Source organism: Brevibacillus sp. DP1.3A (assembly GCF_013284245.2).
In the GTDB taxonomy this organism is placed as follows: Bacteria; Bacillota; Bacilli; order Brevibacillales; family Brevibacillaceae; genus Brevibacillus.
The window spans coordinates 861,631-878,643 of the sequence record NZ_CP085876.1; the positions used below are offsets into that span (position 1 = coordinate 861,631).

Sequence of the window (17,013 nt, forward strand, 5' to 3'; positions counted from 1 at the left end):
GTGTAATGCAACCGGTTGTAGAGCTACGTGAAATCGAGCCGGGTATCGCACTGATCACAATGCAGGACCGCGTATACAAAAACACGTTCTCCGACGACCTGGTAAAGGGTTTGGCGCATGCTTTCCTAACTGTAAAGGAAACAGAGCGGTATAAAGCCGTTATTTTGACCGGGTATGATACTTATTTTGCTTCCGGCGGGACGCAAGAAGCTTTGCTTGCCATTTTCGAAGGGCAATTGAAATTTACGGACAGCAACTTTTACAGCCTGGCGTTGGAATGCCCGGTTCCCGTCATATCCGCTATGCAGGGCCATGCGATCGGAGGCGGGTTTGTGATCGGAATGTTTGCCGATTTTGTCGTCATGAGCCGTGAGAGTGTCTATACGGCCAATTTCATGAAATACGGCTTCACACCGGGAATGGGCGCAACGTACATCTTGCCGCGAAAGCTGGGATTGAGCCTGGGCAATGAAATGCTGCTAAGCAGTAGCAATTACCGCGGGGCGGATCTGGAGAAGAGAGGCGTGCCTTTCGCGGTCCTTCCCCGGGATCAAGTGATGAGCCATGCTCTGGAGCTGGCGCGGCAGCTCGCGGAAAAGCCGCGCCTTTCGTTGGTTACTTTGAAGGACCATCTGGTTGAGACGATGCGAGCCGAGCTCCCGAATTATATTGAGAAAGAAGTCGCGATGCATGAGCTAACCTTCCATCAGACAGAAGTTCGGGACAAGATTCTATCCTTATTTGGCAAATAGCGAACAGGCAGGGGGTGTGAGGGTGAATATTCAAGAGATACTTAGCGCTTTGCAAGCGGGGGAGGTTAGTTCTGAAGATGCCAAGCGTCGAATTATGGCGCTGAAGGCTGCCGAAGGGTTGAAAATCCCGTCTCCAGCTGACCAAGCCGATTCCCGCAGTCCGGAACCGGAGAAAGCGGGATTGAAAGTCGACAGCCGGCAGTCAGCGAAATCGGATTCTGCCGGCCTGGTCGTGTCAAACGTTCATCACATCAGCGAGGTTTCTTTGCGGCCATGGTCTGTATCGGAGCCCAGCTTTGGTGAAATGACGATACAAGTCATGGCGTCGGCGGTTAATTTTCCGGATATCATGTGCGTAAACGGGCTATACCCGACGATGCCCGACTATCCATTCGTGCCGGGGTTTGAAGTAGCCGGAATCGTCACACGCATCGGCAAAGGCGTAGAGGAGTTCCGGATCGGCGATGAGGTCATCGCTCTTACAGGCAAGCAGCTGGGCGGCCATGCCAGCGAAGTGAACGTTGCCGCCGCTAATGCCGTCCGGAAGCCTGCCAACATAACGTTTGAAGATGGGTGCAGTCTGCCTGTCGTTTTCTCCACAGTCTATCTCGCTTTCGAGACAGGGAAGCTTGCGCCCGGCGAGCAGGTGCTCATTCAGACGGCGACAGGCGGCTGCGGCCTTATCGCCCTGCAGCTGGCGAATTTGAAAGGCTGCAAGATTTACGGCACGAGCAGCAAAGCCGAAAAGCTCGATCTGCTTGATAGGCTTGGCGTTGCTGCGGCGATCGATTACAGCGCCTCGCCCTTTGATCGGGAAATCGCCTCCTTAACCAATGGCCGCGGGGTTGATGTTGTGCTAAATATGCTGGCCGGGGACGCGATTCAGAAGGGCTTGAATTGTTTGGCCCCTTCTGGCCGCTACCTGGAGCTGGCCGTGCATGCGCTGAAGACGAGCGGAAATCTGGATCTTTCCGGGCTTGTACATAACCAAACGATTCATAGCATTGATTTACGGCGGTTAAGTGCCCAGAAGGGATTTAACAAGGAATTGCTCCATGTGATGGTTGACCTGCTTCAAACGGAGAAAATCGTACCCATCGTATCCAGGATTTACCCCTTTCAGCGAATTCAAGAGGCGCTTGAATATGTCAGCAGTGGGAAGCATATCGGCAAAGTCGTCATAAGCCGTATGGCGGAGGACATGACGGACCGGACCGACGAGCTGATCGAGCGGATGCGAAGGCAGAAAAGTCAGAGGCAGGAATCCTTTGAATTGCACAGTGCGCAAGCGGCCGTCCGTAGCCAGGAAGATATGCCCAAGGAGAAAAGCCGGAAAACGCCTGATCTGGATGGCATTGCCATCATCGGGATGTCAGGCCAATTCCCCAAGGCAGCTACTATTGACGAATTATGGGACAACATTTGCAAAGGTGAAGACTGCGTATCCGAGATTCCTGCAGAACGCTGGTCTCTCGAGCGATACTACGATCCCGATCCGAAGAAGCCGGGCAAAACGTATTCGAAATGGATGGGCGTCTTGGAGGATGCGGACAAATTTGATCCGTTATTTTTCCAAATATCGCCCGTGGAAGCGGAATACATGGATCCGCAGCAGCGGCTATTCCTGGCGAACAGCTGGGCATGCATCGAGAATGCCGGACTGCGTCCGTCCGACTTGTCTGGCAGCCGCTGCGGGGTCTTTGCCGGATGCGGCACCGGCGATTACGGACGTATGGAGAGAGGAGAAGAGCTCCATGCGCAAAATCTGATGGGGACCTCGGTTTCCATTTTAAGCGCACGCATCTCCTACCTGCTGAATTTGAAGGGTCCCTGCATGGCGATCGACACCGCTTGCTCCTCCTCGCTTGTCGCGATTTCCGAGGCCTGCAGCAGCTTGCTCCTGGACAATTGCGACATGGCGTTGGCCGGCGGCGTTAATGTCATGAGCGGACCGGCCATGCATATTATGACGAGCAAATCCGGGATGCTGTCCAAGGATGGGCGTTGCTATACGTTCGATAACAGGGCGAACGGATTCGTTCCGGGGGAAGGAACGGGCGTGCTGCTGCTTAAGCGGCTGTCCGATGCGGTCCGCGACAAAGACCCGGTTTATGCCGTCATACGCGGCTGGGGTATTAATCAGGACGGGAAGACAAACGGAATTACAGCGCCCAGCGCCGCTTCACAGGAAGAGCTGGAGAAATCCGTCTTTGATAAATTCGGCATTAACCCGGAAACCATTTCGCTTGTCGAAGCACATGGTACAGGAACAAAGCTCGGCGATCCGATCGAGGTCGAAGCCCTTACGGCATCGTTCGCCGCATATACGGACAAAAAGGGCTACTGCGCACTCGGTTCCATTAAGAGCAATATCGGTCATTTGCTCGCGGCATCCGGCGTATCGGGCGTCATCAAGGTCGTACAGTCGCTGAAGCACCGTATGCTGCCGCCAACCATTCATTTCGATTCCTTGAATGAGCATATCCGACTTGATGGAAGCCCCTTCTTTGTAAACACGTCCTTGAAGAAGTGGGAGATCGAATCCGGCATTCGACGGGCCTCCGTCAGCTCCTTCGGGTTTAGCGGAACGAACGCCTATATGGTCATTGAGGAATACAATCCGGAATCGCCCGGACATTCGGCCCCACCTATGGATCAACCGCTATTATTCCCGGTATCGGCCAAGACCGAAGATGGGCTGGACGACGCTGTCGCATCCCTCAAAGCCTTTCTTCTGCGGGAAACAGACATTTGTTTGTCAGATGTGGCGTTGACGTTGCAAGCGGGGAGGGAAGAGATGGATGTCCGTGCGGCGTTCACGGCAAACACGAAGGAGGAGCTCCTGCAGGGAATGGAGGACCATTTGCTGCGGAGGCCTTCTTCTTGTGTATTCTCTGGGAAAGTAAACAGACGGCAGATAAGGAATGCGATCGCATCAGGCGAAGAACTTCCATCGGAGCATGAGACCAGTTCCTCTCAAGCGGTAAAGCTTGCCGATGCCGCAACGAAGTGGGTGCAGGGTTTACAAGCGCTGCCTTTGGTGAACGGGGGGGAGCGCATCCACATGCCGACCTATCCGTTTGCGAAGGAGCGGTATTGGCTTGAAGCGAAGGCTTCGGACCGGGACCCGCTCCATACGAAGATTTTGCCTGAGCGCCTTCATCCGCTTGTGCACAGAAATACGTCGGTGTTAGGGAAGACCCGGTTCAGCGCTTCTTTTACAAATGAGGAGACGCTGCTGCGAGACCATGTTGTCTCCGGACAGTCTATCATGCCAGGAATGGCCTACCTTGAGATGGCCCGTGCTGCAGTCGAGCTTGCGACCGATTACGTGCATAAGGGACAGGCCATTACGCTGGAAAATGTGGTATGGCTGCGGCCTTTTATTGCGAAAGCGACGGCCGGACACCTTCATGTTTCCTTAACGCAGGAGGGTGACAACCAAGTTTCATTTTGTATTCTGGCAGGACCTTCGAAGGCTGATGCGAATGAAGGCCCGATTTATAGCAAAGGGACAGCTGTTATTCATGCGGCTTCTGCCCCTCCTCAGCTGGACGTGCAGGCCATTCGCGCCCAATGCTCGGTGGCAAAGCTGGATTCGGAAACGTGCTATGGCGCTTTCGAAAATATGGGAATTGCATATGGTCCAGGTTATAGAGCAGTAAAGACGATTGAAATCGGCGAAGATTGTGCGATCGCTAAGATTCATTTGCCGGCCGCCTTGAGTGACGAGACGCAGCGGATTGGATGCAATCCGGTATTGCTCGACGCTGCCGCTCAGTCCACGATCGGCTTCGCCCTGCACAATCATGGACGCCAAATCGACGCTTGTGCAAACGGGCCCTATGTGCCATTTGCGATTCAGGAGCTTACGGTCTACCGTCCTTGTACTTCAGAGATGTGGGCGGTCACCCGCATAAGGAAAGCAGAAGCTTCGGGAGATTCGCTGCGCGTCTTCGATATCGATTTGTGTGACGAGGAAGGCCATGTTTGTGCGGCCATGCGGGGATTGGCAACCAAGAGTGCAGGGAAATCAGGGGAATGGAGCTTTAACCCCCATCAAGCCGAGACGGATGGTTCTCACCAATTACCTGATGGATTGTTGCTGCTTCCTACCTGGGAACTTGCCGCATTCAACGAAGCGCCAGCCCTGCAGCATGTTCCGGATGCCGACATCGTGATCGGCGGAACGCCAGAGCAAATAAACCAAATCAACCACAGGTATCCCGCGGCTCAGCCGCTGTCGTTTGAAAACGAAGCTTCGATTGAGGATATGGCTCAGAAGCTGAGCAACTATAACGATCTGAAGCATATTATATGGATTTCGCCGGTTCATCCGATTCAAACCGTGCGGGACGAAGGTATTATCAGCGAACAAAAGGATGGGGTATTCCAGCTTTTTAGGCTAATAAAGTCACTGCTCGAAATCGGCTTCGGATCGAGGCCCTTGCACTGGTCCATCATCACCGTGGAGGCTCAGCCGATTCGTGCAGGCGAAACATCTGGCTTTGCACATGCCGGTGTCCATGGTTTGGTCGGGTCGATGGCGAAGGAATATCCGAACTGGAGCGTTTGTCTGTTAGATATAGGCCTGAAGGACGAACTGCCGTTGGACGTTCTGCCATCGCTGCCAAGGGATGCCAAGGGAAACGCATGGGGCTACCGAAAAGGCGATTGGTACAAGCAGATGTTGGTTCCTGTCAAAAGCTTGCCGATGGAGCGTACCGCTTACCGGCACGGCGGCGTTTATGTCGTCATCGGGGGAGCCGGAGGCATTGGCGAGGTATGGACCGAGTATATGATCCGTACCTATCAAGCACAAATCGTGTGGATTGGCCGCAGAGAGATGGATGAAGCCATTCGGGCTAAGATCGCACGGTTAGGGGATCTTGGACCTGCGCCATCCTATATCCGGGCGGATGCGGCAAATTTGGCATCGCTCCAACAGGCCTACGAGACGATAAAGGCGCGGTATACGCGTATTCATGGCATTGTTCACTCCGCGATCGTCCTGCTCGATCAAAGTTTGGCAAAAATGGACGAGCAGCGGTTTGAAGCGGGGTATGCAGCCAAAAACGGCACAGCTGTAAGAACAGCTCAAGTATTTGATCGTGAACAGTTGGATTTTGTTTTGTTCTTTTCATCCTTTAATTCGTTTCTGAAATCGCGTGGTCAGAGCAATTACACAGCCGGGTGTACTTTTAGCGACGCTTTCGCAGCGAAGCTCGCCTCCGAATGGTCTTGTGCCGTCAAGACGATCAATTGGGGGTATTGGGGAAGTGTGGGGACGGTTTCAAACGAGGCTCTCCGCGAGAAAATGGCCCGGATCGGAATGGGGTCCGTCGAGCCGGACGAAGCCATGGACGTCGTGGAAAGACTGCTTGCCGGGAAGGTGAATCAACTGTGCTTCGTCAAAACGACCAAGCCGCTGTATATAGAGGAAACCGCCGCAGACCAGCATATAACGGTTCTACCTGAACGCTTCGGATCAGTCATCAGCAGGATCAGAAGCGTCTTCGCTCCGGCTCCCTTTCAAGCCCTCTCGTCTGCAGCACGACCTATAGAGGAAAAGACGGGAAGCATCCCGGATGCGAAGCAGCGGGCAGAGGTGCTGTCTCTCGTGAGGGAAGCAGTAGCAATGCTCTTGAAGGTCGACGAACAGGACATAGAATCCGACGCGGAATTAGCGGAATACGGCCTTGATCCGGTTAAGATGAGTTTACTCACGGAAATGATCAATCAACGGCTCGGAATAGATGTAACGCCGGAGCTGGTCATCCGGCACAGGAGCTTCAGAGAGTTGGCGGATAGGATCGCAGATATAAGAGGGAAGCTGGGTGTATCGTAATGGACGAAAGGAGCGGTCAGGTGAACGGTATGGTGGAGAGCATACGGGATGTGAAACGCCTGGAAGAAGAGCTTCTGGTCAAGCTTCTTTGGGTGCAGCTGCAAGCTGCCGGCTTCTTTAACCGAGAGCGGCAATCCAAGGAGGAGCTGGCCGGATTGCTGGGCCAATCTCGGCTTTACGACAGATGGTTGGAGACTAGCATCAATTATTTGCTTCGCTATGGCTTTATATCGGAGGTTGTCGGCGAATACGTCGTCGATTCGAATCGGAAAGAAGACCATGCAGACGTCTGGGCTCATTGGGATCGGCATTTGGAGCAGTGGAGGCATCACCCGGATTCCGGCGCGCAAATGATCCTTGTCGACGCTGCACTCCGAGCACTTCCGCAGGTGCTGTGCGGAAATACGGCCGCTACGGATATTATATTCCCGAACGGATCGATGACGCTTGTCGAGGGTGTCTACAAAAACAATCCTATCGCGGATTACTTCAATAAGATCGTATCGGATCTTACGCTTGCGTTTATTAGGGAACGGGTTCAAGAAGATCCTGCTGTCCGCTTGCGCATTTTGGAAATCGGCGCAGGAACGGGCGGAACAAGCGCACGGGTGCTGGCCGGACTTAAACCGCTGCAGGAGCATATTGCAGAATACTGCTATACGGATATTTCTCAAGCGTTTTTGCTTCATGCCCAGCATGAGTACGGACCGCAATACCCGTTTTTGACCTATCGTCTATATGATGCCCAGAAGCCGGCGGCGGTGCAGGGCCTTGAGGAAGGCGCATTCGATCTTGCGATTGCAACCAATGTGCTGCATGCAACTCGAAATATGAAGACAACGATCCAAAGCGTCAAGACGGTCCTGAAGCGCAGCGGTCTGCTGCTCCTCAATGAAATGAGCAGCAGCAATCTGTTCATCCACCTGACGTTCGGTCTGCTTGAAGGCTGGTGGCTGTATGAGGATCAAGAGCTTCGGATGCCGGGATCACCGGGTTTGACACCCGATTCGTGGCGTTCGCTGTTGGAGGAGGAGGGCTTCCCCGATGTGTTTTTCCCTGCTGAGCATTCACACGGTCTTGGACAGCAGATTATAGTAGCCGAAAGCAACGGTGTAATCCGGATACGAAGTCAAGAGGATAGATCGGATAACGCTGAAGAAGAACAACCCGAGCAGAAGCCGATTGCTCCTACAACGCTGCCCGCCAAAAAGGATGAACAAAGCCAGGAGTTGCTCCGCGAGACGGGCAGAGAACGACTGAAGGCGCTCATCAGCGAAACGCTGAAAATTCCATACCAGCGCATGGAAACATACGTGTCGCTAGAGACATACGGAATCGATTCGATTCTGGTCGTGCAGCTTACGGAAGCACTCCGGCCTTATTTCGTCAAAATAAACAGTACGCTATTTTTCGAGCACTCAACGATTAATGCGCTAGCCGACTATTTGCTGCAAGTCCATCCGGAGGAGATGCTTCGCTTCACGGGAATGGAGAGACAAGCAGTAGGCAGCTCAATTTTAGATACGCAAGAAGTGCCCGATAGCAATCTAGCGCCAGATCGTCATAGTGAACCGGCAGCCCTTGAGCCGATCAACGAACAGCAAGCGGTCATCGAAATGTCACAGAGCGAAGCGGCAGGCAAACAGGATGTGGCGATCATCGGCTTGTCCGGACGTTATCCGGGGGCACGGAATGTAGAACAGTTCTGGGAAAACCTTAAACACGGAACAAATTGCATTACCGAAATCCCATCCGACCGGTGGGATTGGAGACTCTACTACGACGAAGAGCGGGGCAAGGAGGGCGCTGTCTATAGCAAATGGGGCGGATTCCTGGATGATATCGACAAATTCGACCCGCTATTCTTTCAGATTGCGCCCAAGGAAGCCGAAGGAATGGATCCGCAAGAGCGGATTTTTTTGGAAACCGCTTATGCGAGTATAGAGGATGCCGGTTATACCCCGGAACGTCTAAGCCGTTCCGGTAAGGTTGGTGTTTTTGTCGGAGTGATGAACGGCAATTATTCGACTGGGGCGAATTTCTGGTCCATTGCGAACCGGCTATCTTATCTTATGAATTTCCAGGGGCCGAGCCTGGCTGTCGATACGGCATGCTCCTCCTCGCTCACTGCGATCCACCTTGCGCTCGAGAGTATCTATTCCGGTACCAGCGAATGCGCGATTGCAGGCGGCGTTAATTTGATTGTAGATCCCGTCCACTACAAGAGGCTAACTTCAATGAACATGCTCTCCTCCGGTGATCAATGCAAATCCTTCGGTGCACAAGCCGATGGATTCGTCGATGGAGAGGGTGTAGGCGCGGTTGTCCTCAAGCCGTTGCATGCGGCGATTGCGGACGGCGATCATATTTACGGCATCATAAAAGGAAGCATGCTGAATGCCGGCGGCCGGACGAACGGCTATACGGTACCCAGCGCTTCCGCTCAAGCGCAGTTGATCCAAGACGCATTAAAGCGGTCTGGCGTACATCCGGGTGCCGTCAGCTATATCGAAGCTCATGGTACTGGAACGGCGCTCGGTGACCCGATTGAAGTCGAGGGGCTGACGCGAGCATTCTCGCCGCTGGTCGGAGAACAAGGCTATTGTGCGCTCGGATCCGTTAAATCGAATATCGGCCACTGTGAGAGCGCGGCCGGCATAGCGGGACTGACCAAGGTGCTGATGCAAATGAAGCATGAACAGCTTGCGCCGACTTTGCACGCGGACGAAGTGAACCCGAATATCGCCTTCGAGCGGACGCCTTTTGCGGTGCAGCAGCGGTTGACGGAATGGAAACGGCCCGTCGTTGCCTTGGACGGGGAAACGATCACGTATCCCCGTATCGCCGGCATATCCTCCTTCGGTGCCGGAGGAGCGAATGCCCATCTTGTCGTCCAAGAGTTCACAGAGAAGGCCGAAGACCGTCCGGATTTAGCACAGCACGCTTCAATCATCGTTTTATCCGCGATGAACGAGGAGCGTCTGGAAGCGAACGTCCGCCAATTCGCCGAAGCCATCGGGGCAAAGGCATGGCGGAATGAGGAGCTTGCAAATATTGCGTTTACGCTTCAGATTGGCCGGCAGGCGATGGAGGAACGTTTAGCCTTCACCGCAGCGTCAATTGCGGAGCTAAAGGAAAAGCTGGAGCAGTACAGGATGTTTGGCGCCGGCCCCGGTATTTATCGCGGACAGGTTAAGCGGGGAAGAAATTCGTTTCAAGCACTGGCTGCGGACGATGATATGCAGACGGCGATTGATGCCTGGTTTGCCAAGGGAAAGTACGGCAAGTTGCTTGATCTTTGGACGAAAGGGCTCGAAATCGATTGGCAGAAGCTCTACGGCGGCAAACCTCCGCGCAGGGTGAGCCTGCCGACTTATCCGTTTGCTAAGGAACGCTATTGGCTCGCTGCTTCTGAACCGGATGCGGTTAAGGTCCCTTTTGAAGTGATGACGTTTCAAGAAACGTGGCAGCCGGCTGAATGGAAGGAAGTGCTGCGCGAACAGCCGCGGACGGTCGTTTGCTTCCTTTCGGATTCACACCGTCAACTAGAGCTGACGGAAGCCGTTAACCACTTAAGTCCGAAGACGAAGCTGGTTTTTGTGTCACGTTACGAGGGCGAAGCGTTGAATACATGGCCGCATTCCATAGATAAGTGGGATTCATCCGGCTTCGAACGTGTGCTGGCGGACGTCAACCGGACAGAGGCGGTAGAAGCCATTCTGTTTTTATGGCCTTTGGAGACAGTGCCTTCAGCGCAAATGACGGACGAACTAACCGCTCTCATCCAAGGGATGCATGCCTCTGGCCTTACGTCGATCAGGCTGCTGGCCGCGGCGGTGTGCTCCACGGATATCGAAAGCTGCCATGCGGAGTCTTGGATCGGCTTTGAGCGTTCGATCGGCCCGCTTATGAAGGATGTGCGGATGTCTGTTCATCTCTTTACGGACGGTTTTCAGGTGGAACGCAGTTCGGGCCGCAATCTTTGGGAGTCGTTGTGGACAGAGCTTGGACAGGACAAGATGCGAAGCTCTTTATATGCAATGGGAGAACGGCATGTTTGTTCCGTGCGCGAAACCCGGCTTCAGCCGAAAGCGACCAAATTCCGCCGGGGCGGCATTTATCTCATTACAGGCGGCTTCGGCGGAATCGGCATGGTCGTTGCGGAGCATTTGGCCAAAACGTATCAGGCCAAGCTTATCCTGACGGGTCGGTCATCCATTGATGCTCGCAAAAGATCGATGATGAAAAAGCTTGAAGCGGCAGGCGCCGCCGTATTCGCGATCGAAGCGGACGTGTGTGACTATGCCGCCATGAAGCAAGGACTTGTTGAAGCTCGGGCTGCTTTATCGGGAAGCATAAACGGCGTTATCCATGCAGCCGGTATGGAAAGCGGTCGTAGCATTCTGGAGAAGAAAACGGAGCAATTTCACGAAGTCATACAACCGAAGATTACCGGTACGCTCCTGCTTGATGAGCTGCTTCAAGAAGAACGCGAGCTTGATTTTGTCGCTTACTTCTCTTCTATATCCGCTGTACTGGGCGATTTCGGATCGTGCGATTACGCTGTCGGTAACCGGTTCATGACCGCCTACGCGGAGCGGGCTTCCCGTGTTCGCATGGGAGATCGACGACATGGCGGGTCGATTGTTTCCATTCAGTGGCCGCTGTGGAAGGATGGCGGCATGAGTGTCGGGGATCCGGTTATGACGAAAATGTATCTTCAAGCAAGCGGCCAGCGTGCCTTGGAAGCCGAGCAGGGGATCGCGCTGCTTGAGCTTCTCTTAGCACAGGACGAGCCCAATCATCTTGTGATGGCTGGGAATCGGGAGAGCGTCCGCCGCTCTCTAGGTCTGGAGCCGGCAACTGGACAGGAAGCGGTAAAGCCGGTGAAGGCGGCGCCGTTGACATCAATCGCGAAGCGGGCAGAACATGCTGAGTCGAATGTAGAGCAGCTGCTGGAGGAAGACCTGAAGGCGCACATCAGTCGAATAGTAGCGATCCCGATTGACCGGATCGACAAGGAACAGTATTTTTCCGATTTCGGCTTCAATTCTATCAGCTTTGCCGAGCTGGCTTCATCGCTGACCAAGCATTACCGCATTGATCTTACGCCAGCCGTCTTCTTCTCCTATCCGACCGTGGAGAAGCTTATCCATTTTTACTTGCGGGAGCATCGTGACGACCTGACCGGGTTTTACAAGGACAGATATGAGCTTCGTCCTGATGATGGACTGGATTTTCATCAGGAAGCGGCTGCTCTGGAATCCGTTCATACGGAGCCATCTAAACCGGTTGAAGAACCCGTCGCTGCGGTTGAAACACAAAGCCATCCATTTCCGGAGCCCATTGCGATTATCGGCATGAGCGGACGGTTTCCTGAGGCTCGTTCGGTTGAAGACATGTGGCGTATTCTGCGGGATGGCCGCGATGTGGTTCAGCCGATGCCGGAAGTACGAAGCAATCTCATGAACGGTGAGAGCTGGACGTGCGGATGGGTGCCGGGCGTCAGCGAGTTCGATCCTGCCTTCTTCGAAATCTCTCCGCGCGAGGCGGAGCTGATGGACCCAAGGCAGCGGCTGTTATTGCAGGAGTCGATGCGAGCGCTGGAGGATGCAGGATACGGGAGCAAGCAGCTGCGGGAAGGAAATATCGGCGTATTTGTCGGAGCTGAGGATGGCGACTACCAGTTTATCGCTAAAGGGGCAGGCAGCGTGACATCCACGAACAATGCGATTCTGGCATCTCGCCTTTCGTACTTCCTTAACCTGAGCGGACCTGTTATGTCGATCAATACCGCATGTTCCTCCGGGTTGGTCGCCGCCCATCAAGCATGTGTCAGCCTTCGCAACCGCGAATGCGATACGGCTATCGCCGCGGGTGTTAACCTTATGCTGACACCGTTGTATTTGAACGGGATGAGGGAAGCGGGCATGCTCTCGCCGGACGGCAAATGCTATGCCTTTGACAACCGAGCGAACGGTATGGTACCGGGCGAGGCGGTCGTGGCCGTCGTGATGAAAAGATTGTCTTTGGCGGAGAAAGATGGCGATCCGATTTATGCTGTCATCCGCGGCAGCGGCATCAATTATGATGGCAAAACGAACGGAATTACGGCGCCGAATGCGGCAGCGCAGGCCCGCCTCATCCGTTCGGTGTACGAGCAGGCCGGCGTGAATCCGGAGCAGGTCGAGTATATCGTTACGCATGGAACGGGTACAAAGCTGGGGGATCCTGTCGAAATCCACGCGCTTCAGGAAGCGTTTAAAGGGGCAGCGTTGAACGAAAGTACATGCGCGTTAACCTCTCCCAAAACTAATTTTGGTCATAGCTTCGCAGCTTCAGGCCTAGTCAGCCTCGTTAATCTCGTCCAGGCGTTCCGTCATGAGACGATACCTGCAAGTCTTCATATGGATAAGGAAAACGATTATATACGATTTGAAGGGAGCCCGTTCTATGTGAACCGCGAGCCGAGGCCATGGCGTTCCAGCTCAGGCGCGCCGCTAACCGGTGCCGTAAGTGCGTTCGGCATGAGCGGTACGAACGCCCATTTCGTCCTTCAGAGCTACAACGAGAAGCGGCACAGCAGCTATTCCGGTCAAACAGCGTATTATATGCTTCCCCTTTCAGCAAAGAGCGAGGATGCGCTTTTGCGGAAAATAGACGATATGCGCCATTACATGGCGAGCCAGCCTGCATCGGTGGAATTATCACAAATTTGCCTTACGCTTCTCGAAGGCAGACAGTCGTTTGCTAATCGCTGCGTAATTGTTGCCTCCAGCAAGGAGGAAGCGATAGAAGCCTGGTTGGCTGCGGCTGAGAAGCGGTCTGGCCCGCATATTTTGTTCGGACAAGTAGAACGGATGTTTAAAGCCGACAAGGCGAAGGAGCAGGAAAGGGTCGATTGGCTTCATAAAATCCAAACTATGGACAAGGCTTCGAGTGAATACCGGGGAGCATTGATCGCGCTGGCCGAGTTATACTGCCAAGGCTATAGCCTGGAGGGGGATTTATTATTCGGGGACGAGATGCAAAGTCGTATCCATTTGCCAGTATATCCGTTCTCTCGGGACCACTATTGGGTGCCGGGAGAACCGCTTGAGGTCTCAAGCGGTGCTTCCGCAGACTCCCTTAAGCCCGATACGACACGTTTGCTCTGCAAAGAATGGATAGAAGAGCAGGCATCGGTCGAAGGTGAACCGCCAGGTAAAGTCGCTATCATTACTGAGGATGGAACCCGCGAGCTTGCGATGGAGCTTAAATCCCGGCTTCCCGGCGCTGTCGTCCTTCATCCTCGCCAACTCGATGAGATGACAGCGGGAGAGGTCGAGGAGATGGATTTCGATGCTTGCATTGACCTTTTAGGCTGCAGCAGCGAAGCGGATCGGAACCTGGAAGGATTGCCTTGGCTCCAGCGGCTAATAGATGTAAGACGAAGCAAAGGGATCAAATTGATTGGCGTAACGAAAGGTCTTGAGCGATTCCGCAGCGATAACGTGCGATTAGCCGGAGCTTGCAGAGCCGGACTATACCGTATGCTGCAAAGCGAATACGCCAATATTCATTCCAGTCATGTCGATCTGGATGCTACGGATACTGATAAAGCCTGGGCGGAACAATTGATTGCAGAACTGCATGGTAACAGCCAGTGGCCGGAAATTTGTTACCGCAAAGCCGTGCGTTTCCGCGCATGCCTGCGGGAGCAAGAGACGGCACAGAATGCCAAGCCGTTTTCGTGGCCGGAGGGGCATGTGCTGTGGATTACCGGCGGAACGCGGGGACTAGGCGCATTGTGTGCACGCCATTACGTTGAAAACATGGGCGTAAAAAGGCTTGTCCTGCTCGGTAGAGAAGCGCTGCCTCCCCGGGAAGCATGGGAATACGAGGCGGTCGGGTCTTCACCAATGGCGAATAAGATCCGTTTGGTCAAGGAATTGGAGAAGATAGGGGCTGACGTGCGGACGCTCGCCATCCCGCTAACGGATACCGATGCACTAAAGCAGGCGCTTCTTGATATTCGAGATGAATGGGGACCGGCAGGAGGCGTGATCCACTGCGCGGGCGTCGGCGACCGGGAGTATCCGGCTTTTGTTCACAAGCCAACCTCTGTAATACGGCAGGTATTGGAGCCGAAAGTGGAAGGCTTAATGTCCGTATGGGAATGTTTCAAGGATGAGCCGCTTGCCTTTTTTGCTCTATTCTCGTCCGTATCGGCGGTTGTTCCATCGCTGGCTGCGGGACAAAGCGATTATGCGATGGCCAATTCGTTTATGGATTATTTCGCGCAGGCTCATGCGAATCAAAGGCCCATTATCAGCATTCAGTGGCCGAGTTGGAAAGAATCGGGCATGGGCGAGGTGCAAAGCGGCGCCTTCCTTGCCACCGGTATGCACAGCCTGACCGACCGGGAAGGGCTGAGATTGCTCGATCATATAATTGCAAAGCCGCCGGGAGCGGTCGTTTTGCCTGCTGTCGTTCAACCTGACAAGTGGCAGCCGGAGCGTCTGCTTATGCGACGGCTTGAAAGCAGCCTCACTACGCGGAATCCCGCTTCCGGCCCATCGGAAGTGCGCTTGGAGTCACAAGCATCGCTGCCGGGAGCCGTACGTTCATGGCTGTTGGATTTATTTGCAGCGGAATTGAAGCTTGAGCGATCCAAGCTGGAGCTTCACATACCGATTCAGGATTATGGTGCAGACTCGATCATATTGGCGCAATTAATTCGGACAATAAGCCGCACCGTAGGCAAGGATATCGACCCATCGGTGCTTTACGAGCATACGACCATTCAGTCGCTCGCAGATTGGTTGACGGCCTCATACGGCGAGCCGCTGACCCGGGAATTGCTGTCGGGGGGCCAGGAGTGCCAGGAGCATGAACAGTCAATGCCAATTCATGATTTTAGCGATGCTCCTTCCATGCCTGAAGCGGAGATCTCCCGTCAGTCGATTCATCAGGAACGAATCGGCGAGGAGGGTATAGCGGTCGTCGGGATGTCCTGCCGATTTCCGGGAGCGAAGGACTTGACCCATTATTGGTCGCTGCTCACGGAAGGCCGAAGCGCGATACGGCCGGTTCCAAAGGAACGATGGGGGAGCGACCAGCTTTATTATGCAGGGCTGCTGGATGCGCTTCGCCATGCCGATCCGTCGTTTTTTCATATTCCGGACGAGGATGCCAGAGCGATGGACCCGCAGGCACTACTCATCTTGGAGGAAAGTGTAAAAGCGCTTCATGACGCAGGGTATAACCGTGCGGACGTAAAAGGAAAGGCCGTTGGCGTTTATATCGGTGCCAGAACCCAGTATTGGCCGGGCGAGGAACTGCTCTTTCAAACGAGAAATCCGATCGTCGCGGTCGGCCAAAATTACTTGGCTGCTAATATATCCCGTTTCTTTGACCTAAGGGGTCCCAGCATGGTGATCGATACGGCCTGTTCCTCTGCCTTGACCGGGATGAGCATGGCCATTCAAAGCCTGCGGAGCGGGGATACGGTGTCCGCATTGGTGGGAGGGGTCAGCCTGCTGAACAGCGACTTCTCGCACAAACTATTCGGTCAGCGCGGCATTCTGAGCAAAAGCTCGACATTTCACGTCTTTGACGGCAGGGCTGATGGCGTTGTACTCAGTGAAGGCGCCGGCGTTGTCCTGTTAAAAACAGTGAAGCAGGCGCTGGCTGACGGAGACCGCATCTACGCCGTTATCAAGGGAATCGCCGTAAATAACGATGGGAGAACCGCGGGGCCGGCGGCTCCAAATATGCAGGCGCAAAAGGACGTCATGCTCGCTGCCTTAAAGAAGAGCGGCAGAAATCCGTCTGACGTCTCTTATATCGAAACGAACGGCTCAGGCTCGGAAGTAACCGATCTGTTGGAGCTTAAGACGATCCAGCAGGTTTATGGCAACGGTGGAAATGCCGCTATCGCCTTGGGCTCCATCAAGCCCAATATCGGTCACCCGCTAAGCGCCGAAGGGATTGCGAGCTTCATTAAGGTTGTGCTGATGCTCGATCATGACCAGTTTGTACCGTTTTTATCGGGCGAGCTGCCGATGCAGCACTTTGATTTGGAAGCGTCCCCGTTTTTCTTTCACCGAGAAACGAAGAACTGGAGTGAATCGGTTCGAACAGCGGCGATAAACTGTTTTGGCGACGGAGGCACCAATGTTCATGCGGTTATAGAATCTTGGCAGGAAGAGCGCTCAGGCGATGCCATACGGAAGCCGCTGCCTTGGCCGGAAGAATGGCAGGAGTGCGGAAAACCGGTCAGCGTATCATCGTCTGATTCGCAGACAGTTAAGAGCCGAACGAATATATGGAAAATGAAAGCGGAAGAGCGGAAGGTCAGCAGTCCGAAATCATTCTGGGGCGGAACTAAACCCAAATAACCCCATAGGGCTTAGGGGTAGCGCATTCAAG

Annotated in this window: 2 protein-coding genes and 2 pseudogenes; all 4 read left to right on the forward strand. The window is 54.1% G+C overall.

Annotation, left to right across the window (positions count from 1 at the left end; all coding sequences use genetic code 11):
• Window positions 1-5 precede the first annotated feature (5 nt).
• Complete coding sequence (locus HP399_RS04080) at window positions 6-752, forward strand: polyketide synthase (RefSeq protein ID WP_173616931.1); 747 nt, start codon at window positions 6-8, stop codon at window positions 750-752.
• 304 nt (window positions 753-1,056) lie between these two features.
• Window positions 1,057-6,051, forward strand: a pseudogene (locus HP399_RS04085) (SDR family NAD(P)-dependent oxidoreductase); the annotation flags it as partial.
• A gap of 285 nt (window positions 6,052-6,336) precedes the next feature.
• Window positions 6,337-6,600, forward strand: a pseudogene (locus HP399_RS31110) (acyl carrier protein); the annotation flags it as partial.
• Entirely contained in the window at window positions 6,600-16,982 is a 10,383-nt protein-coding gene (locus HP399_RS04090; RefSeq protein WP_173616929.1) for an SDR family NAD(P)-dependent oxidoreductase, read from the forward strand. The pseudogene HP399_RS31110 and the gene HP399_RS04090, both read left to right, overlap by 1 nt.
• The last annotated feature ends 31 nt before the right edge of the window (window positions 16,983-17,013 follow it).

What these genes read in the sequence shown, in the direction of transcription:
- HP399_RS04080 (WP_173616931.1), top strand. Translation starts at nt 6, where the DNA reads ATGCAACCGGTTGTAGAGCTACGTGAAATCGAGCCGGGTATCGCACTG.
- HP399_RS04090 (WP_173616929.1), top strand. Translation starts at nt 6,600, where the DNA reads ATGGACGAAAGGAGCGGTCAGGTGAACGGTATGGTGGAGAGCATACGG.